This window comes from Micromonospora sp. NPDC005172 (assembly GCF_040608555.1).
Taxonomy (GTDB): domain Bacteria; phylum Actinomycetota; class Actinomycetes; order Mycobacteriales; family Micromonosporaceae; genus Micromonospora.
Map to the genome: position 1 here is coordinate 55,744 of NZ_JBEXIL010000032.1, position 19,262 is coordinate 75,005.

The window sequence follows — 19,262 nt, forward strand, 5'->3', positions numbered from 1 at the left end:
GTACCCTCGGGGGCGTGGCCACGGCGGCGGAGGAGATCCAGGTGGGGGAGCGGCTGGTCCGCGTCTCCAGCCCCGACAAGCCGTACTTCCCGGAACGCGGGCTGACCAAGCTGGACGTGGTCCGCTACTTCCTGGCGGTCGGCGACGGCATCCTGCGGGCGCTGCGCGACCGGCCGACCATGCTGGAACGCTGGCCGCGCGGCGTCTTCGAGGGCGCGACGATCGCCACCCGGCAGACCAACCGCGGCGACGCGTTCTACCAGAAGCGGTTGCCGGCGGGCGCGCCCGAGTGGGTGCGCACCGCGCACATCACGTTCCCCAGCGGCCGGACCGCCGACGAGGTCGCGCCGAGCGAGCTGGCGGTGGTCATCTGGGCCGCCAACCTGGGCACCCTGCGCTTTCATCCGTGGCCGGTGTCCGCCGGCGACGTGGAACGCCCCGACCAGTTGCGCATCGACCTCGACCCGATGCCCGGCGTCGGCTTCGACCAGGTGGTGCCGGTGGCGCACGAGGTGCGGGCGTTCCTCGCCGAGCTGGGCATGACCGGCTATCCGAAGACCACCGGCGGCCGGGGCCTGCACGTGTACCTGTCGATCGAGCCGAGGTGGAGTTTCGGCGAGTGCCGCCGGGCGGTGCTCGCGCTGGGGCGCGAGATGCAGCGCCGTCTGCCGGAGCTGGTCACCACCACCTGGTGGCGGGACCAGCGGGACCGGCCGGTCTTCGTGGACTACAACCAGATGTCCCGCGACCACACGATGGCGTCGGCGTACTCGATCCGGCCGACGCCCCGGGCGTTGGTGTCGACGCCGTTGGACTGGGCGGAGCTGGACGACGCGCGTCCGGAGGACTTCGACGTGCTCACCGTGCCGGCCCGGTTCGCCGAGCGCGGCGACCCGCACGCCGGCCTGGACGGCGACCGGCACTCGTTGGAGCCGCTGCTGGAGCTGGCCGACCGCGAGGGCCTGGAGGCGCCGCCCGAGCGGTGACCCGACGGGTGGCCTACTGCCACGGGCTCTGCGTTCCTTCGAACTCCTCGAAGACCAGCCACGACCGCGTCGACAGCACCCCGGCGATGCGCTGCACCCGGTCGAGCACCACGTCCCGCAGGGCGGCGTTGTCCGGTGCCCGGACCAGGGCCAGTACGTCGTGCTCGCCACTGAGCAGCGCGACGTGCTCGACGTACCGCACCTGCGCCAGCTCGGCCGACACCTCCCGCCAGGTGTTCTGCTCGATCGTCAACGCCATGTACGCCGACGTGCCCAACCCGGCGGCCTCGGGCGCGACCTGTGCCCGGAAGCCCGTGATCACGCCTTCGCGCACCAGACGCTCCACCCGGGCGTACGCGTTGGTGCGCGAGATGTGGATGCGCTCGGCCAGGGTGCGTACCGACGTGCGACCGTCGCGGACCAGCTCGTCCAGGATCCGCCGGTCGACCTCGTCCATGGTTCGGGCCGATCGTCCCGATCCGGTTACCCGGCTCGCTCCGTCCCCGTTCTCCTGGCTCACCGACGCGCCTCCCGCATGCCAGTCGTCCCGCCTTCTGCGTGGATCTTGAGTCAATCATCCGTCAGGCGGAAGCATAGGCTCACCACACGTCCCAGGAGGTCCCGCCGTGACGACCACACCCCAGGCGGTCCGCAGGGCATCCCCGCGCGCCCGTCGGACGGTCACCCCGCCCGACCCGGCGCGCCCGCTGCTGCCGGACGCCGAACCGGTCCGCCTGCTCGACCCGACCGGTACGCCGCTGCCGGCCCGCACCGACTATCCCGAACCGCCCGTCGAGGCGCTGCGGGAGCTGTACCGCCGGATGGTGCTCGGCCGCCGGTTCGACACCCAGGCGACCGCGCTCACCAAGCAGGGCCGCCTCGCCGTCTACCCGTCGTCGCGGGGGCAGGAGGCGTGCCAGGTGGCCGCCACGCTCGCGGTCCGTGACACCGACTGGCTGTTCCCCACCTACCGCGAATCGATGGCGCTGGTTGCCCGGGGCATCGATTCCGTCGAGGTGCTCACCCTGCTGCGCGGCGACTGGCACTGCGGCTACGACCCGACCCAGGTGCACACCGCGCCGCAGTGCACCCCTCTCGCCACCCAGTGCGTGCACGCGGCCGGGCTGGCGCACGGCGAGTCGTACCAGGGGCGCGACACCGTGGCGCTGGCCTTCATCGGCGACGGGGCGACCAGCGAGGGCGACTTCCACGAGGGCATCAACTTCGCCGCCGTGTTCAAGGCCCCGGTCGTCTACTTCGTGCAGAACAACAGGTACGCCATCAGCGTCCCGCTGTCCCGGCAGACCGCGGCGCCGTCGCTGGCGTACAAGGGTGTCGGCTACGGGGTGCCCAGTGAGCAGGTCGACGGCAACGACCCCGTCGCGGTGCTCGCCGTGCTGACCCGCGCGGTCGCGCACGCCCGCGCCGGCAACGGTCCGTTCCTGGTCGAGGCGCACACCTATCGGATGGAGCCGCACACCAACGCCGACGACGCCAGCCGCTACCGCGACGGCGCCGAGGTCGACGCCTGGCGCGACCGGGACCCCCTGGCCCGCCTGGAGACGTACCTGCGCGCCCGCGGGGTGCTCGACGACGCGGCGGTCGCCGAGATGGCCGAGCAGGCGGAGGCGTACGCGGCGGACCTGCGCGCCCGCATGAACGAGCAGCCCACCGTCGACCCGCTGAGCCTGTTCGACCACGTCTACGCCGAGCCCACCCCGCAGCTCGTCGAGCAGCGCGAGCAGGTCCGCGCCGAGCTGGCCGCCGCACACGACGACGAGGGCGACCTCTGATGGCCACCACCATGGCGAAGGCCCTCAACACCGCACTCGCCGACGCGCTCGCCGCCGACGACCGGGTCGTCGTCTTCGGCGAGGACGTCGGCGCGCTCGGCGGCGTCTTCCGGATCACCGACGGCCTGCAGGCCCGCTTCGGCGAGAAGCGCTGCTTCGACACCCCGCTCGCCGAGGCCGGCATCGTCGGCTTCGCGGTCGGCCTGGCCATGTCCGGCCTGCGTCCGGTCGTCGAGATGCAGTTCGACGCGTTCGCGTACCCGGCGTTCGAGCAGATCGCCTCGCACGTGGCGAAGCTGCGCAACCGCACCCGGGGGGCGCTGAGCGTGCCCATCGTCATCCGGGTGCCGTACGCCGGCGGCATCGGCGGGGTGGAGCACCACTGCGACTCCTCCGAGGCGTACTACGCGCACACCCCCGGCCTGAAGGTCGTCACCCCGGCGACGGTCGAGGACGCGTACTCGCTGCTGCGGGAGGCGATCGACGACCCCGACCCGGTGGTCTTCATGGAGCCCAAGAAGCTCTACTTCGGCAGCGCCGAGGCGCAGTTGCCGACCCGCACCGAGCCGTTCGGCCGGGCCGTCGTGCGCCGGCCCGGCCGCGACGCCACGCTGGTGGCGTACGGGCCGGCGGTGCCGGTCGCCCTGGAGGCCGCCGAGGCCGCCCGCGAGGAGGGCTGGGACCTGGAGGTCGTCGACGTCCGCACCATCGTGCCGTTCGACGACGCCACGATCACCGCGTCGGTCCGGCGTACCGGTCGGTGCGTGGTGATCCAGGAGGCGCCCGGCTTCGCGGGTGTCGGCGCGGAGATCGCCGCCCGGGTGCAGGAGCGCTGCTTCCACGCCCTGCACGCCCCGGTGCTGCGGGTCGCCGGGCTGGACATTCCGTACCCGGCGCCGATGTTGGAGCACACCCACCTGCCCGGCGTCGACCGGGTCCTCGACGCGGTGGCCCGCCTGCAGTGGGACGACCAGCCGGACGCGCGCTGGGCGGCGGCATGACCACCGTCGAGCGGACACAGGTCTTCCTCCTGCCCGACCTGGGCGAAGGGCTGAGCGAGGCCGAGATCGTCGAGTGGCGGGTCGCCGTGGGCGACGTCGTCACGGTGGACCAGAGCGTCGTCGAGGTGGAGACCGCCAAGGCGGTCGTGGACGTGCCCTGCCCGTACGCCGGACGGGTCGTGACCCTGCACGGCGCGGCCGGTGAGGTCCGCCCCGTCGGCCAGCCGTTGATCACCATCGCGCCGCTGGACGGCGGGGACGAGTCCGCCGGGCACGCCACCTACCGCGAGGAGGAGCGGGCCGGCTCCGGCAATGTCCTGATCGGGTACGGCACCGGCCACGGCGGCGCGACACGTCGTCGCCGTCGGTCGCGTCTGGCCCTCGCCCCCAACCCGGCCAGCGCAGCCGAGCCCGCCGCGGCCCAGCCGGACGTGGCTCACGGCGGCGCGGCCCAGGCTGACGTGGCTCACGGCGGCGCGGCCCACGGCGGCGCGGCCTGGCCGAGCGAGGTCCGGCCGGACGCTGCCAGGACGGCTGCGGGCCGGGCCGGCGCGGGCACCGCGACCGGCAGCGACCCGGCTCCCCACGCCGGTCCCGTCGCCGGCGACCCGTCGGTCGGCGTTCCGCCGTCGAGCGCCCTGGTCATCTCGCCGATCGTCCGTCGGCTGGCCCGGGAGCGCGGCGTCGACCTGGGCGCGGTGCGGGGCACCGGACCCGGCGGGGTGATCCGCCGCGCCGACGTGGAGGCGGCCTCGACCGCGCCTGCGGCCCGGCTCGCCGCCGTGCCGGACCCGCACGACGCCCCGACCCCGACCCCGACCCCGACCCCGACCCCGACCCCGACCCCGACCCCGACCCCGACCCCGACCCCGACCGGGGACGGCGATGTCGTCGTCCCGCTCACCGGCGTGCGCAAGGTGATCGCCGACAAGCTCTCCCGCAGCCGGCGGGAGATCCCCGAGGTGACCATCTGGGTCGACGTGGACGCCACCGGACTGCTGGAGACCCGTGCGGCGATCAACGCGGCGACGCCCGACGCGCCGGTGAGCATCCTGGCCCTGCTGGCCCGGATCTGCCTCAGCGGTCTGCGCCGGTACCCGCAGCTCAACTCAAGGGTCGACACCGAGGGGCAGCGGATCGTCCAGTCCGCCGGCGTGCACCTGGGGATCGCCGCGCAGACCGACCGGGGCCTGCTGGTGCCGGTGCTGCGCGACGCCCACCGGCTGACCACCGCCGAGTTGGCCGCCGCTCTGGCGGAGACCACCGCCGCGGCGCGGGCCGGGACGCTCGCTCCGGCCCGCCTCACCGGCGGCACCTTCACGCTGAACAACTACGGCGTGTTCGGCGTGGACGGCTCCACGCCGATCATCAACCACCCCGAGGCGGCGCTGCTCGGAGTGGGGCGCATCGTGGACAAGCCGTGGGTGGTCGACGGGCAGTTGGCCGTCCGCAAGGTGACCCAGCTCAGCCTCACGTTCGACCACCGGGTCTGCGACGGTGGGGTGGCCGGCGGTTTCCTGCGGCACGTCGCCGACTGCGTGGAACGCCCGGCGCTGCTGATCGCCGCCGTCTGACGCGTACCCCCTCGGTCCCGGCACCGCCCGCGCGGTGCCGGGACCGTGGGCGTCCCGGGGTTTCCCGGCCGCGTCACCGGGAAGTCGGCCCCGCCGGTACGCGCCGGACGCGTCGAAGGGAGCCGACCGTGGCCGTGGCGAACGAGCTGCTACTCAACTCGATCCGCGTGCGGCGGCCCGCGGCGGCCGGCGCGCCGCTCTACTGCGACGCGCTGGAGTACGGCCTCACCGGTGACGGCACGACCAACGACCAGCCGGCGCTGGCCGCCCTCGTGGACCGACTCGGTGCCGGGTACGCCTCGGACGGCCGGGCCCGCGTCATCTACTGCCCGCCGGGCATCTACTCGATCCGCGACGCCGGCACGGTGTGGCGCAGCGGCGTCTCGCTTGTCGGCGCCGGCCCGGCGGCCACCCGGTTCATGCTCAGCAACGAGGGCAACCGGGCCGACCCGACCCCGCTGGCCTTCTGGACCACCGTGCAGCACGGCGCCGACCGGGAACGCCACATCGCCGACTGCACCTTCGCCGACTTCCAGATCGACGGCTCCGGTGTCGCGATGGCCGAGTACAGCTACCTCGCCAAGGGCCTCGGCCTGCAGTACGTCGTACGCGGCGTGTTCCGCAACCTCTACATCCACCACACCGCGGCCACCGGGCTGGGCTGCGACTTCCTCCAGGACTCCCTGATCGACGGCGTGGTGGTCGTCGGCTGCGGTCGGCTGGACAACGGCGAGCAGATCGGCGGCGCCGGCATCGGCGTGGGCATCGGCGGTTGGGGCACGGTGGAGCGCTTGACCATCGCGAACTGCACCACCCTCGCCAACGGCACCAACGGCATCTTCCTCGAACTGCAGAAGGACTACTGGCCGCCGCCGCGCGGCTACCGCATCATCGGCTGCCACAGCCAGGGCAACCGGTTCGGCATCTCCGACTGGGGCGCCGACGGTCTCATCGTGTCCGCCTGCACGATGACCGGCAACCTGGAGGCCGGCTTCGACATCTCCGCCCAGGGCACCGCGGCGGTGGCCGGGCGGGGTGGGCTGCTCACCGACTGCGTCATCGACGGCAACATCGGTGACGGCGTCAGCGTCGGCAACACCCCCGGTCCGTACACGATCCGGGGCAACCGGATCAGCGGCAACGGTCAGCACGGCTACCACGGCCACGACCTCGGGCGGGGTTACCAGGGCCCGGTACGCGACGTGGTGATCGAGAGCAACGAGCTCTGGGGCAACGGGCTGGACGCCATTCGGATCGACCACCAGATGACCGACGCGGTCCTGCTCAACAACCGGATCCGCAACAATGGCCGACAGTACGCGCAGGCCGCCAGCGGTAGCGGCGAGACCGTCCGCTACGCCGAACGGTCGGTGGTGGACCGGTCGGCGAACTGGCCGCACGACGGGCACCGGGGCAAGGTCCTGCGGGTGGGACGGGCCGTGGCCATGGTCGCCGCGAACACCGGCGACGAACTCCTCCTGGCACCGGTCCGGCCCGACGGCATCAGCGCCTGGAGTGGGGACGTACCGCCCCCGGGCTGCGGGTACCAGCTGGACGCCGCGCCCCAGCGGCGGGCCGGCATCACCATCGACGCGGCGTTCGACTCGGCCACCATCCGCGGCAACCGGATCTGGGACAACCACGAAGCCAGCACCCAGACCCACGGACTGTGGATCACCGAGCGGGGCAGCTGCGTGGACTGCCGCGTCGAGGACAACGACCTCGCCGGCAACGCCGAGGACGGGATGCGCCTGGACACCCCGCCGGTGGGCGGACGCTGGCGCGACAACCACGTCGACAACGACTGGAGCTGACCCGGCGCTCGCGTCGACCGGATCGACGTGTCCTCCGGCTGGCCGGCCCCCCGGCCGCCGCAACGCGAGGCGGCGGCGACCGGAGCGCTCTCCGGTCGCCGCCGCCGTCACTGTCGACAGGTCAGCCGGCCAGGCCGGCCACCGGCGTGGGATCGAGCACCACGGTCGCCGTGGCGCTCTGCGGCGGCACGCCCGGCTCGGTCGGCGCGTCCGTGTACTCCGCGACGAACACCGCGGTCAGGTTGTCCGCGCCGCTGTGCCCACCGTCGAGGAAGGTGGGGATGGTGCCGGAGCATCCGGTCGCCGTGGAGAGCGGGTGCCCGTGCTCATCGTGGCCGAGCACGTAGGTGACCTTCACCCGCGAGCAGTCCACCGGAAGGTCGTCGGTGACCTCGACCTGGTACGCGACCGTCTGCCCGAACTGGAAGGGCTGCCCGGCCACCGGGGCGACGAACTCGATGACCGGCGCGGTCGGCCCGACCACCAGCGGCAGGGTCGCCGAGGCCGAGCGTCCGGTGCGGTCGGTCACCTTCAGAGTCGGCGTGTACGACCCGTTCTCCTGGAACGTCCACGACGGATTGGGGTCGGTGCTGTCCACCGAGCCGTCCGCGTTGAAGTCCCACGCGTAGCTCAGCTTGTCGCCGTCCGGGTCGGTGGTGCCGGCGCTGGAGAACGCGACGGTCAGCGGGGCCTGCCCGACGGTCGGGGTACCGCTGATCTTCGGGATCGGAGTCCGGTTGCCCCGGACGAAGTCGATCCGGGACAGCTGGGCGTCCGGGTTCTCGGCGAAGTAGCCGTCGCCGTACTCCAGGACGTAGAGCGCGCCGTCCGGACCGAACTCCATGTCCATCGGGTTGTCCACCACCAGCGACGGTGCCACCGGACGGATGTCCTGCACGTCGCCGTCGGAGTCGAGGCGGAACTCCTTGATGTAGTCCCGGGTCCACTCGTAGAACAGCGGCACCCCGTCGTAGTAGGCCGGCCACCGGGTACGCGACGTGCTGGTCCCGTCGTAGTCGTACGCCGGGCCGCCCATCGGGGCGATGCCGCCGGTGCCCAGCTGCGGGAACTCGGCCGAGGCGGCCGCCGAGTACCAGACCTGCGGGGCCTCGACCGGCGGCAGCACGCGCTTGCCCGTGTTGTGCGGTGAGTCGTTGACCGGGCGCTTGCAGTTGAACTTCGGACCGGACTCGCCGGTGGCGAAGTCGTAGTCGCGGTAGGCGATGGTCGGCGTCACGCAGTACGGCCAGCCGTAGTTCGCCGGCTTGTCGACCACCATCCACCGGCCGTGGCCGGCGGGCCCGCGCTCCGGGTTCGCGTTGGAGGCGTCGGGGGAGTAGTCGCCCACGTACACGTCGTCGGTGCGCCTGTCGACCGCGAAGCGGAACGCGTTGCGCAGCCCCATCGCGTAGATCTCCGGTCGGGTCTGCGCCGTGCCCGCCTTGAACAGGTTGCCGGCCGGCACCGTGTACCCGCCACCGGCCTTCACCGTGATGCGCAGGAGCTTGCCGCGCAGGTCGTTGGTGTTGGCCGCGGTGCGCTGGGCGTCGTACGCCGGGTTTCGGTCGGCCCGCTCGTCGATCGGGACGTAGCCGTCGGAGGCGAACGGGTTGGTGTCGTCACCCGTCGACAGGTACAGGTTGCCCTTGCTGTCGAAGTCGATCTGGCCGCCGACGTGGCAGCAGATTCCCCGGTCGGTCGGCACGTCGATGATCTGCTGCTCGCTGGCGAGGTTGAGCTTCATCCCCTCCAGCTTGAACCGGGACAGCCGCAGCGCGCCCTTGAACCGCTGCCAGTCGGCCGTGGTGCCGACCTCCGGCGCGTCCCCCTCGTTGACGTCCGGCGTGGCCGGGTCGTCCACGGGGGTGTCCATGGGCGGTGAGTAGTACAGGTACACCCACTTGTTCTGGGCGAAGTTCGGGTCGATCGCGATGCCCTGCAACCCCTCCTCGTCGTGCTGGTACACGTCGATGTCGGCGGCGAGGGTGTTGAGTCCGGTGCGCGGGTCGTGGATGCGTACCTCGCCGGTCCGGGAGGTGTGCAGCACCCGCAGGTCGGGCAGGACGGCGAGGCTCATCGGCTCGCCGGGGAAATCGTTCAGCGTCACCTTCTGGAAACTGCTGTCCGGTGGCGGGGCCGGTGCGGCGGTCGCCGCCGACGGCACGGCCAGGCCGGCAGTCACCAGGAGCAGGGCGGACGCGAATGCGGTCCTGTTCATCAGGTAGCCCTTCGAGGTGGTCAGTACCGGAGTGAGGCGAGATAGTCGAAGCCGACCCGGGCGGTCTCGATGGCATCGGCGGGAACACGCGGCGAGGTGCCCGCGTCGTCGCGTTCCACGATGTACTCCTCGATGCCCGCCTCCCGCTCGTGCGCGAAGATGCGGCCGAAGTCGATGACGCCGTCGCCGAGGTCGGCGAAGCCACCCTCGACGTCCAGGTCCTTGACGTGCACCTGGCGGATCCGCCCACGGTTCTCCCGGATCACGTCGACCGGGTCGTGCGCCCCACGCCAGGTCCAGTACAGGTCGAGTTCGAAGTGGACCAACCGGGGATCGGTCTGCTTGGTGAGGATGTCGAAGCCGGTCGAGCCGTCGGTCAACGGCACGAACTCCAGCTGGTGGTTGTGGTAGCCGAAGTCGAGACCGGCACGCTCGGCGAGCCGACCGGCCTGGTTGAGGTCCCGGGCCAGGGCGCGGTAGATCGCCGGGTCCCGGTACGGGCGTCCCTCGGCGTCCCGACCGAAGTACGGGTGGACGATCTTCTTGGAGCCCAACGTGTTCGCGTCGGCGAGGGCGCGTTCCCAGGTGGCGGCGTCGAACGGCTGCGGGATACCGGTGTGCCCCGAGGTGGCACGCAGTCCGGCCGCGTCGAGCGCGGCGCGGAACTCCGCCGCCGTACGCCCCACGAAGCCGGCGTGCTCCACCCGCCGGTAGCCGATGCGGCGCAGCGCGGTGAGGGTGCCGGGCAGGTCGGCGGCGAGCTGGTCACGCAGGGTGTAGAGCTGGATGCTGATGCGGTCCACCGGCACCCGACGTCGACCGTGGGACTGACCCGCGGCGGCAGTGTCACCGGCGGGCGCCGCGTTGGCCGGGCCGGCGAAGAGCCCGGCAGCGCCGACAGCGGCGGCGGAGACGGTCGCGGCGCGGAGCAACCCGCGCCGACTGACCGACTCGGACGCCCCGGTCGGCTCCGAGCGGTTGGCCTGGTGATCCATGGTGGTGGTTCCTTCCTGACGGCTGGCGTGCCGTCGGCAGCGGTCGACCTGCTGCCTTCACCGGGCGCGCCGAACTGGCCGGAGGCGTGCACCGGCTGGACGGTAAGGACGACGCGTATATGCGGTCGGCGACCCTGAGGGTGGACCGCGGCTGACCCGGCAAGGGCGGCAGGCAGGCTGATCGACGAATGGGCAACCTTCTATCTGAAACGGACCCTACCCTTGACCCCGGACAAAGGCAAAGCTCCCTCACGATCAGCAGAAGTTTCGCTCCAACTGACAAAAGTCCGCCCAGCAGGTGCGCGACAGCCCGCCACCCGCCGCGCACCGGGCGCGATCATGCCTACCGCCGGCCCGTCCTGTCGGGGGCTGCCGGTCGCGGCCATCACGTCGTCAAGATCTGCGCAACATCGGGGAAGTTGCTGCCTCCCGCGCATCGGAAGCAGCAACATCCGGCAAGTTGCGCGCCGCGGTCACGCCCGAACGGGTCCGCGGGACCGTCGGGGGCAGAGCGCCCAACGCGCGACCGCGTAAGTCGTGCACCTGTGGCGATAGGTGCGGGCGCGGTGGCGTGGGGACGGGACCGGACGTTGCGGGTCGGGTGGCGTCTTGCGGGACCCGGAGGGGCCACAGGCGGCAGTGATGCGATTTCTCGGCACGGCACTCATCGTAGGAAAATGCGCCAATAAATGCGCCCGCGATTATTTCCGAATGCCCTGGATACTCCTGTCGAGGCGGCCAGAATGTGGCGGAGGGAAGCCGAAAACGGGGGGACTGAACATGACGTCTAGGCGGCGATTGACGCTGTTGGCGGTAACTATCGCAGCCGCACCGCTCGTGCTGGGTGGGTGCACCGTCGGCCGGGACTCGGCGGCCGGGCCGGCCAAGGGACACTCCGCGCCGCCGGAACTGACCGTCACACCGGGGGACAGGACCCGTGACGTCCCGGTCAGCGCTGAGGTCGGCACGGCGGTCAAGGGTGGACGGGTCACCGCCGTCCGGCTCACCGACGACAAGGGCGCGCAGGTCAAGGCCGAGCCGCGCGAGGACGGGTCGGGTTGGGTGCCGAGTGCGCCACTGCAACCTCGGCGTACGTACACCGCTGAGGTGACCGCGACCGGCGACTCGGGTGCGACGACCACGCGTACCACCACGTTCAGCACGATGGCCAAGTCCACGAAGCCGCAGATCACCAGCACGCTCTATTTCGTGGGCAACCGGACGTACGGTACGGCCATGCCGGTGACGGTGGCATTCGACCCGGCAATTCCCAAGGAGGCCAGGGCGGATGTGCAGCGTCGGTTGTTCGTGAAGACGAATCCGCCGCAGCCGGGCACCTGGTCATGGCTGGACGATGGCAGTCAGGTCTATTACCGCGCGCCTGATTTCTGGCGGCCGGGGACGACGATCAGTGTCCGGGCGGGCCTGGAGGGCCTACCGATCGGCAAGAACCTGGTGGGGGATGCCGAGCGGAGCGCGACCTCCAAGATCGGGAAACAGGTCTCGCTGGAGATCGACAACGCCACGAAGCAGATGACGGTGCTGCGCGACGGCAAGCAGGTGCGTCGCATCCCGGTCAGCCTGGGCAAGCCGAGTACGCCCAGCTCCAGCGGCAAGATGGTGATCATGGAGAAGCACGAGCGGACCACCTTCGACACCCGGGGTGAGCCGAACGGCGGCTACGTGGTCGACGTCGACGACGCCCAGCGGCTCACCTGGGGTGGCGAGTTCATCCACTCGGCCCCCTGGTCGGAGGGCGAGCAGGGCTTCACCAACACCTCGCACGGCTGCGCGAACGTCTCGGCCACGGCCGCGGACTGGCTGATGGGGGTGACCCAGGTCGGTGACCTGGTCACCGTCAAGGGCACCGAGGTCGAGCTGCAACCCGGCAACGGCTGGACGGCGTGGAACGTGAGCTGGGACGAGTTCGTCAAGGGCAGCGCCCTGCCGGTGCCGTCCGGGCTCAAGCCCGCGCCGGTCGCCCCGCCGCACCCGGGCGCGGTCGCCGGCGGGTCACCCGCTCCGGCACCCTCGGTCAGCGGGCGCTGAGACACCGCCTCGGGCCGACCCACCACGGCGGTGGGTCGGCCCCGGGCCGTCGCGCGCGAGAAACGTTCAGCCCAGGGGTACGCGGGCCACGCCGGCCCCGATCAGGCTGCCCAGCCAGAGTTGGTCGCCGTGCTGTCGTACCCCGGTGATCATCCAGTAGTGCCCGGCCGGGCCGTGCAGCGTACGACGGACCGTGCCCTCGCCGTCGACCAGCGCGACCAGCCCGTAGCGGCGTGGCTGCGGCTGCATGGCGTCGGGCAGCAGCGCGGCGAGCTGACGCAGCCGCGGGTGCGGCAGCAGCCGTTCGGCGCTGGGCACGCGGGGGCTGGGCAGGGCGATCCAGTACGTCCCGTCGCCCACCGCCGAGAGATTGTCCGGGTACGCGGGCAGGTCGGCGAGCACCCGCACGCCACCGCGCAGCTCCACCCGGAGCAGCCGGTGGGTGGTGGTCTCCACCAGCATCAGCGCCGACTCGTCGGGGGTGAGCGCGATGCCGTTAGGGAAGTACAGCCCGTCGGCCACCACCTCGGTCCGACCGGTGCCCGGGTGGTGGGCCAGCACGCGCCCGTTGGGGCGGTGTTCCAGCAGGTCCCGCTTCCAGTGCGAGACCGGGAACCGGTCCGACGAGTCGGTGAAGTAGATGGTGCCGTCGCGTGCCACCGTCGCGTTGTTGGCCAGGTGCACCGGGGGCGCGGTTCCGGTCAGCTCGCGGACCGCTCCGTCCGGCGTGACCCGCAGCAGCCCTCGGTACGCGTCGCAGACGACCAGCGCGTCCCCGGACGGATCCGCCTCGATGCCCAGCGGCCGGCCGCCGGTCTCGGCCAGCAGCCGTCCTCTGGTGCCGGCCGGCGCGTCGACCGGCCACCACCAGAGGTTGCCGTTCTCGTCGCCGCTGACGACCCGGCCGCTCGGGTCGACGAGCACGTCCTCGGGCCCGACGGCGCCCTCGGGAAGGGGGAGGAGGTCGACCTGGTCGAGGCGGCGATCCGTGGCCGCCCACACGCCGCGAAGTGGAGGCGGGACGGTGGCCGGTTCGCGGACGGGCCGGATCAACCGTGGCGGGCGAGGTCGGGGGAGCGCCATCGCGTCATTCTCCATCGCGGATGTCCGCCGCGCCCGAATCGTCGGGCGGATGGCGCGTCACCTGGCCGTCGAGCCGAGCCCGACGCCCCTGACCTCCACCTTCGGACGGATGAGGGGGAACCCTGGACGTACCCGGAATCACTCCTTGGACGGGCGAAACTGTCGGTGGTGGGGGCTAGATTTCACGGCATGGAAGAGCGCAGCGACCGGATCGACGTGCAGGTCAGCGTGGGTGACCAGGTGGTCCAGGTGCGGGTGACCGGCGAGGTCGACATCGCCACCGTCGCCGCGTTCCGGTCCGCGCTGTGGTCCGCGCCGGCGCGGCCGGTCGTCCAGTTGGAGCTGTCCGGGCTGCGCCTGCTCTCCGCCGCCGGCGTGCGCACCCTGCTCGCCGCGCACCTGCGGGTGCGGGCCCGCGGCGGCGAGCTGGTCGTCGTCGATCCGACCCCGGTGGTGGCCCGGGTGCTGCGTGCCACCGGCCTGCACCGGGTGATGCCGATCCTCGAGCCCGCTCGCGTGGTCGAGGCCGCCCGTCGTGGAGCGCCCGCCGACCTGGTCGCACCCGTCCGCCGCCCGCCGGCCGCGACAGGTGATCTGGTGCTGGCCGCCTGAGTCGACTGCGCCCACGGCGGGTCGCGCCGAGGGGTCGCCCGGCAGCGAGCCGGACGACCCCCACGACGCTTCGATCAGCGGACGTCCAGCAGGTCGACGACGAAGATCAGCGTCTCACCCGGCTTGATGACGCCGCCGGCGCCGCGGTCGCCGTACCCCAGGTGCGGCGGGATGGTCAGACGCCGACGGCCGCCGACGCGCATCCCGACCACGCCCCGGTCCCAGCCGGCGATGACCTGACCGCCACCGAGCGGGAACTCGAACGCCTCGCCCCGGTTCCAGGACGAGTCGAACTCGCCACCGGTGGAGTGCGACACCCCGACGTAGTGGACGCTCACCAACTGGCCGGGCTCGGCCTGCGGGCCGTCGCCCACGGTGATGTCCTCGGTCACGAGGTCGGCCGGCGGCGCACCCTCGATCGGACCCACCTCGGGCTTGCCGGATCGGGCGCCTGCTGCCTGGTTCATGCGGGATCTCCTGCCGTGTTGCGGTGATGTGTCCGGTCACCGTCGATCCTGCCGGATCGTCGACGGCCGATGGACGTCACACCCGCAAACCGACCGTGAGTGATCGACACCAGTTCGGCGATGTGGCGGTATCCGGCGCCCGGGATGCCCCCGCGTCGCCGAACTGGTGCCGATCATCGCGCGTGTTCGCGGGGGTGAAGCTGATCCTCACCGAGACGTCGGTGGGCAAGCTGCCGGCCACTGACCGGGCGGCGGCGAACACCCCTTCAGGGCCGCGTCGGTTCGATCCGGGCCGTCACGTCGAGGTGCGCGGGTTCGCAGCCGGCCGTCGTGGCGAACCGGCGGACGGCGGCGTGGACGTGCTCGCGGACCCGCGCGGCGGGGGCGTCGCTGGTCAGGTCCACCTGGACCCACACGTCGGGTCGCGGTGGCGTGCCGGTGAGCACGACCCGGGCGCGATGTACCCCGGCCGCGCCGACCAGGTCGCGTTCCAGCGCGCGTACGAGCACCTCGGTGGCCAGCCGGGTGCGACCGGGGCGGCTCCCGGCGTGGCTCAGCATGCCCCGCAGGGGCCGGTCGGGTCGGCGTACCGTCCGGTGCAGCAGGCGCTGGCCGGCGACGGCGGTCAGCAGCCCGGCGACCCCGGCGGCCAGGGTGCTCCAGGGCGTCGCCAGCCGCCACGCGTCGACCAGGCCGCCGCCGAGCAGGACCGGGTCGGGGTCGCCGCCCGACAGCGCGCCTCCGCCGATCGCCAGCGCGACCGCCCCACCGGCCACCAGCAGCAGCGCGACGATCGTCCACAACAGGCGGTGTGCGGCGTCGGTCATGCCGCCCCCCGGGAGGGCAGCAGTCGGATCTCGACACCCTCGACGCGCGGCCGGGCGAGCCGGCGCAGCTCCTGGCGCACGGCGAACTCGACTTCGGCGCGGGCCGCGGGATCGCCGGTGGCGTGCAGCCGGGGCCGCCACCGGTCACCGTGGCGTCGGATCCGCACCCTCGTCCGGCGTACGCCCGGCACGGTGTCCACCGCTTCGGTCAGTCGACGTTCCACGCACCGTCGGCGCAGGTGCCAGCCGTCGCGTTCGTCGACCCGCAGCCGGACCGGCGTCCACCGGCGCAGTTGCGCGGCCAGGACGACGAGGCCCAGCAGGACGGCCGCGCCGGCCCCTACCCGGACGCCGGGATCTGCCCAGCGGGTGCTGGTCAGCGCCTCGTACCAGCCGGGGCGGACGAGCAGCGGCGTCGGGACGTCGAGCGTCACCAGCAGCGCCTGCGCGGCCAGCAGGGCGCCGCCGGCCAGCAGGGCGAGGCCCAGCAGGAGTGAGGCCACCCGGTTGACGGTCGCCGTGGTCAGCTCTCCGCGCATGATCGGGGGGCGGGGAGCGGTTTCGTCCGAGTGGGGCACCACGAGATCCCGCACCGTGACCGTCACCGCGACGACGGTGTGGCCGGTGTCGGCGTACACCCGGTCGGCGACCGCGCGCCGGACCGCGTCGGCGACGGCGGGCACGCTGTGTCCGTACTCGGTGATGAGGTCGAGGTCGAGGCCCACGGTCCGGTCGTCCAGGCGGACGGTGACCGGGCGGACCTCGCAGATGCCCGGCACCCGGCGGGCGGCGACGACGGCGCTCCGTGCGACCTCCGCTGCCGCGCCGCCCGTGTCCCGGTGGGGTGGTTCGGTGCCCGGCGGCGCGCCGGCGGCCGGCGTGGCACGGGTGGGAGTGGGCCGCAGGGGAAGTCGGTGGTGTCGTCCCGCGCGATCCGTGGTCGGTCGACGGCGGATGGTCGGCTCGCCAGCCGGTCGCGGGTGCCGGGGCCGGCGCGGGTGCTCTCCCTCGCGTCGGCGGGGACGCGGCCCGCTCGTGGCGAGGGCGCCGAACCGCAGGTGTCGCGACATGCTCCGACCTCCCAGCCGATCCGCCTTCGGGGCGACCTCGCTGGATACACCCCGGCGGGTCTGCTGGAACCCGGCGGCAGGGTGACATAGGTCACATCCGGGTAGCCAATCGTCGTCACGACACCCTGCCGCTAGCGGACCGGGCGCGGCGCTCCGACGGCCGGGCGGGCCGCTCCACCGGGACGGGTGATCGACCGCCTAGACTCGGCGCGGTTCGACCGACCGGCGGATGGATCAGGCAGATGACGAGCAGCGGCGACCGCGGCTGGCTGCGGGCGATGCCCGCCGATGATGGACGCGACGCGCTGTTCAGCCGTGCCGGCCACCGGGTGTACGGCACGCGTCGGCTCAGCGACCTGGTGCAGGGGCGTCCGCCGGGTGTCACCGGCAGCCAGTGGGGCTCGGCGAGTCGGGCGGCATTCGACCTCGTGGTCTGCGCGCCCGACACGCAACGACCGGTCGTCGCCGTGACGATCGGACCGGTTCCGCTCCCCGGGTCCGCCGAGCAACGCGCCGAGCGGCTGACGGACGCCGTGAGCGCCGCCGTCGGCCTGCCCGTGCTGCGCATCGGTTCGCCCACGTTGCGGGCCGCCGACCACGGCCGCCGCGTGATCGAGTACGTGCTCGACGCACGCGCCTACGCGACGGGCGGCGTCGGGGACGAGCCCGCCCCGGTGGGCTTCCGCGACATCGTCGGTCGACTGCCGGACGGGCGGACCGGCGCAGTGAACGACCTCGGCGCGTTGGCGCGCACGGCGGCGGTCGAGGCGTACGTGGCCGGACGGCTGGCCGACCCGATCGTGCGTGGCCTGCACGTGAGCTGGACCGAGGGCCCGGTGCAGGGGTGGAGTTGGGTCCAGCCGCGCCTGGACAGTTGCCTCGTCGAGCGGGTGTCGATCACCGCCCAGCGCTTCTCCTGCGGCGTCGACGCGGCCCGCCTGGCCGAGGACCTGGCGACCGTCGCGGTCGGCGAACGGCTGCGCGCCACTGGGCCGGACAGCCCGGATCTGCTCGCGCGCGTGGACCTCACCGCGGAGATCGCCGCGCTGAGCCGCCGCCGCGACGAGTTGGTGGGCGGTTTCGCCTTCGACCACCTCTGCGCGGACTGACCCGCACCTGCCCTGCTGAACCCCGCTCCGCACCCGATCCGCTCGGGCGCGGAGCAATTTTTTGTGGGGCTGTTGAACCTTCCCCGCCGCCGTCCCGTACTCCTGCGCGAATGAAGAGGATCTCCCCGACCGCGTCGACCGGGCGCGGGCGGCGGTGCGGAAAGGGCATCGTCGACCATCGACACGTTACCGGTAGGTCGCGGTGGCCGCCGCCGTGGGGTGCCATCTCACATCCGTCGGTCCGCCGAGGGCAGGAATCCACTACCGGATCGAGAAGGAGAGCAATTCGATGCGCAGGTCCACTCGGGCGCGCCGGTCACCCGGCATCGCGCGGAGCAAGCGTCTGCTGGCTGTTGTCGGCACGCTCGTGGTCTTCGGCGGAGTAGTCGCCGTCACCCAGATTTCGTCGGCCCAGGACCGGCGGACGAACAAGCCTCGACCCGCCGCCGGGCAGTGCGTGGAACCGAGCCCTGGCTCGACCGCGCCGAGCGGCACCTCGACCAGCCGTACGTGGCAGAACGGTCGCTGGGTGCGCAACCACTGGGGTGACGGTCAGGAGTCGGTGGCGGAGTGCGAGGACGGCAAGGACGGCACCGTGGGCACCGGCTCGGCCGTCGCCTGCCCGGATGTCGCCTCCAAGCTGCCGCAGGTGCCGGAGCGGGCGCGCGCCGAGGTCGACCGTAACCTCGCGCAGTTGCAGAGCCAGATCGCCGAGGCCGACCGTCGACTCGCCGCCGAGGGCAACAAGGGTCAGGCGTTCATCAACAACGCGATCCTGCGGCCGCTGGCCGACAAGCGTAAGGCGGTGCTGGACCGGATCACGACCGCCATCGACCGGGTTGGACCCCGCCCGCAGGGTCTGGCGCAACTCGCCCAGTGTCAGGTGCAGCCGACCGGCAACAACGGTGGCGGTAACAGCGGCGGTAACAACAACGGTGGGAACACCGGCGGCGGCAACAACAACGGTGGGAACACCGGCGGCGGCAACAACAACGGCGGAAACAACGGCAACGCCCCCGGCGCGGGCCTCGGCGTCCTGGCCAACAACTGCGACGAGAGCAAGTTGCAGCCGCACGACGGTTTCCAGAACGGCAACCGCTGTGTGAGCACCGAGTTCGGTGAGGTCGGCGCCGCCGCCAACAACCCCTCGCTGCTGATCACCCAGTTCCCGCAGCAGGTCGGCCGCAACCAGCCCTTCACACTGCGGGTCAGCACCAAGAACCTGATCCGGGACCGGTTCCTCGCGGCCGGTCAGGGCGGCTACTACGTGGAGAGCTCGCTGCTCAACGCCCAGGGCCTGGTCCGGGGTCACTTCCACACCGCCTGCCGGATGCTGGACAGCCTGACCGCGCCGCCCGAGCCGCAGGAGGTGCCGGCGTTCTTCGTCGCCACCGAGGACGGTCGCGGTGGCGCCCAGCCGGACGAGGTGACCATCCAGATCCCGGGTCTGCCGGAGTCGGGTACCGCGCAGTGCTCGGTCTGGGCCGGCGACGGCTCGCACCGTCTGCCCATGATGGAGCGGGCGAACCAGACCCCCGCGTTCGATTCGATCCGTATCAACGTCAACTGATCGACGGTCGGCCACCCGGGCGGACAGCACGCCCGCCTGCGCGACGTGCCGCACCTGGGGCTCGACCTCCGGCTGGCGGTCGAGTGGAACGGCG

At 72.6% G+C, this 19,262-nt stretch carries 16 protein-coding genes; 9 read left to right on the forward strand and 7 right to left on the reverse strand.

The window, feature by feature from the left end; translation table 11 throughout:
* The first annotated feature begins 14 nt into the window (after positions 1-14).
* Positions 15-986, forward strand: coding sequence for a DNA primase small subunit domain-containing protein (locus ABZV06_RS21535; protein ID WP_355238875.1), 972 nt, complete (start codon positions 15-17; stop codon positions 984-986).
* 13 nt (positions 987-999) lie between these two features.
* On the opposite strand, the gene ABZV06_RS21540 is transcribed toward ABZV06_RS21535, so the two are convergent.
* Positions 1,000-1,443, reverse strand: a complete 444-nt coding sequence (locus ABZV06_RS21540; protein WP_355238872.1) for an Lrp/AsnC family transcriptional regulator — start codon at positions 1,441-1,443, stop codon at positions 1,000-1,002.
* A gap of 136 nt (positions 1,444-1,579) precedes the next feature.
* Here ABZV06_RS21540 and pdhA point away from each other — a divergent pair, with 136 nt between their 5' ends.
* From pdhA to ABZV06_RS21560, 4 genes are all read left to right on the forward strand, one after another.
* The gene (gene pdhA / locus ABZV06_RS21545) at positions 1,580-2,779 is read left to right on the forward strand and encodes a pyruvate dehydrogenase (acetyl-transferring) E1 component subunit alpha (RefSeq protein WP_355239344.1); all 1,200 of its coding nucleotides are present in this window, start codon (positions 1,580-1,582) and stop codon (positions 2,777-2,779) included.
* Positions 2,776-3,780 carry an alpha-ketoacid dehydrogenase subunit beta gene (locus tag ABZV06_RS21550; RefSeq protein ID WP_355239341.1) on the forward strand — a complete coding sequence of 335 codons (1,005 nt, stop codon included), beginning with the start codon at positions 2,776-2,778 and terminating at the stop codon, positions 3,778-3,780. The genes pdhA and ABZV06_RS21550 overlap by 4 nt, the downstream gene beginning before the upstream one ends.
* Positions 3,777-5,354 (forward strand): dihydrolipoamide acetyltransferase family protein, encoded by a 1,578-nt coding sequence (locus ABZV06_RS21555; RefSeq protein WP_355623628.1) that lies wholly within the window; start codon positions 3,777-3,779, stop codon positions 5,352-5,354. The genes ABZV06_RS21550 and ABZV06_RS21555 overlap by 4 nt, the downstream gene beginning before the upstream one ends.
* A gap of 134 nt (positions 5,355-5,488) precedes the next feature.
* The gene (locus ABZV06_RS21560; RefSeq protein ID WP_355239337.1) at positions 5,489-7,168 is read left to right on the forward strand and encodes a right-handed parallel beta-helix repeat-containing protein; all 1,680 of its coding nucleotides are present in this window, start codon (positions 5,489-5,491) and stop codon (positions 7,166-7,168) included.
* A 121-nt stretch (positions 7,169-7,289) separates the two neighbouring features.
* Here the strand turns inward: ABZV06_RS21560 and ABZV06_RS21565 are convergent, their stop codons facing one another.
* A complete protein-coding gene (locus tag ABZV06_RS21565; protein WP_355623631.1) occupies positions 7,290-9,386 on the reverse strand; it encodes a PQQ-dependent sugar dehydrogenase in 2,097 nt (698 codons plus the stop codon).
* A gap of 20 nt (positions 9,387-9,406) precedes the next feature.
* A complete protein-coding gene (locus tag ABZV06_RS21570) occupies positions 9,407-10,381 on the reverse strand; it encodes a sugar phosphate isomerase/epimerase (protein ID WP_355247610.1) in 975 nt (324 codons plus the stop codon).
* A 780-nt stretch (positions 10,382-11,161) separates the two neighbouring features.
* Here ABZV06_RS21570 and ABZV06_RS21575 point away from each other — a divergent pair.
* A complete protein-coding gene (locus ABZV06_RS21575) occupies positions 11,162-12,430 on the forward strand; it encodes an Ig-like domain-containing protein (RefSeq protein WP_355247608.1) in 1,269 nt (422 codons plus the stop codon).
* A 66-nt stretch (positions 12,431-12,496) separates the two neighbouring features.
* On the opposite strand, the gene ABZV06_RS21580 is transcribed toward ABZV06_RS21575, so the two are convergent.
* Positions 12,497-13,432, reverse strand: coding sequence for an SMP-30/gluconolactonase/LRE family protein (locus ABZV06_RS21580; protein WP_355623634.1), 936 nt, complete (start codon positions 13,430-13,432; stop codon positions 12,497-12,499).
* 270 nt (positions 13,433-13,702) lie between these two features.
* On the opposite strand from ABZV06_RS21580, the gene ABZV06_RS21585 reads away from it, so the two are divergent.
* Positions 13,703-14,125 carry an STAS domain-containing protein gene (locus ABZV06_RS21585; protein ID WP_355247602.1) on the forward strand — a complete coding sequence of 141 codons (423 nt, stop codon included), beginning with the start codon at positions 13,703-13,705 and terminating at the stop codon, positions 14,123-14,125.
* 74 nt (positions 14,126-14,199) lie between these two features.
* Here the strand turns inward: ABZV06_RS21585 and ABZV06_RS21590 are convergent, their stop codons facing one another.
* From ABZV06_RS21590 to ABZV06_RS21600, 3 genes are all read right to left on the reverse strand, one after another.
* Positions 14,200-14,592 carry an FKBP-type peptidyl-prolyl cis-trans isomerase gene (locus ABZV06_RS21590; protein ID WP_355247599.1) on the reverse strand — a complete coding sequence of 131 codons (393 nt, stop codon included), beginning with the start codon at positions 14,590-14,592 and terminating at the stop codon, positions 14,200-14,202.
* A gap of 266 nt (positions 14,593-14,858) precedes the next feature.
* On the reverse strand, positions 14,859-15,419 hold the full coding sequence (locus ABZV06_RS21595) for a hypothetical protein (RefSeq protein ID WP_355247596.1): 561 nt from the start codon (positions 15,417-15,419) through the stop codon (positions 14,859-14,861).
* Positions 15,416-16,489 carry an Asp23/Gls24 family envelope stress response protein gene (locus tag ABZV06_RS21600; RefSeq protein ID WP_355623637.1) on the reverse strand — a complete coding sequence of 358 codons (1,074 nt, stop codon included), beginning with the start codon at positions 16,487-16,489 and terminating at the stop codon, positions 15,416-15,418. The genes ABZV06_RS21595 and ABZV06_RS21600 overlap by 4 nt, the downstream gene beginning before the upstream one ends.
* A gap of 242 nt (positions 16,490-16,731) precedes the next feature.
* On the opposite strand from ABZV06_RS21600, the gene ABZV06_RS21605 reads away from it, so the two are divergent.
* Both ABZV06_RS21605 and ABZV06_RS21610 read left to right on the forward strand, forming a co-directional pair.
* Positions 16,732-17,598 (forward strand): hypothetical protein, encoded by an 867-nt coding sequence (locus tag ABZV06_RS21605; protein WP_355247590.1) that lies wholly within the window; start codon positions 16,732-16,734, stop codon positions 17,596-17,598.
* A gap of 289 nt (positions 17,599-17,887) precedes the next feature.
* Entirely contained in the window at positions 17,888-19,168 is a 1,281-nt protein-coding gene (locus ABZV06_RS21610; protein ID WP_355247587.1) for a hypothetical protein, read from the forward strand.
* The last annotated feature ends 94 nt before the right edge of the window (positions 19,169-19,262 follow it).

Coding starts and splice junctions, on each gene's coding strand:
- ABZV06_RS21590 (WP_355247599.1), bottom strand. CDS start 14,592: ATGAACCAGGCAGCAGGCGCCCGATCCGGCAAGCCCGAGGTGGGTCCG.
- ABZV06_RS21555 (WP_355623628.1), top strand. CDS start 3,777: ATGACCACCGTCGAGCGGACACAGGTCTTCCTCCTGCCCGACCTGGGC.
- ABZV06_RS21610 (WP_355247587.1), top strand. CDS start 17,888: ATGCGCAGGTCCACTCGGGCGCGCCGGTCACCCGGCATCGCGCGGAGC.
- ABZV06_RS21570 (WP_355247610.1), bottom strand. CDS start 10,381: ATGGATCACCAGGCCAACCGCTCGGAGCCGACCGGGGCGTCCGAGTCG.
- ABZV06_RS21595 (WP_355247596.1), bottom strand. CDS start 15,419: ATGACCGACGCCGCACACCGCCTGTTGTGGACGATCGTCGCGCTGCTG.
- ABZV06_RS21540 (WP_355238872.1), bottom strand. CDS start 1,443: ATGGACGAGGTCGACCGGCGGATCCTGGACGAGCTGGTCCGCGACGGT.
- ABZV06_RS21600 (WP_355623637.1), bottom strand. CDS start 16,489: ATGTCGCGACACCTGCGGTTCGGCGCCCTCGCCACGAGCGGGCCGCGT.
- ABZV06_RS21585 (WP_355247602.1), top strand. CDS start 13,703: ATGGAAGAGCGCAGCGACCGGATCGACGTGCAGGTCAGCGTGGGTGAC.
- ABZV06_RS21575 (WP_355247608.1), top strand. CDS start 11,162: ATGACGTCTAGGCGGCGATTGACGCTGTTGGCGGTAACTATCGCAGCC.
- ABZV06_RS21565 (WP_355623631.1), bottom strand. CDS start 9,386: ATGAACAGGACCGCATTCGCGTCCGCCCTGCTCCTGGTGACTGCCGGC.
- ABZV06_RS21605 (WP_355247590.1), top strand. CDS start 16,732: ATGACGAGCAGCGGCGACCGCGGCTGGCTGCGGGCGATGCCCGCCGAT.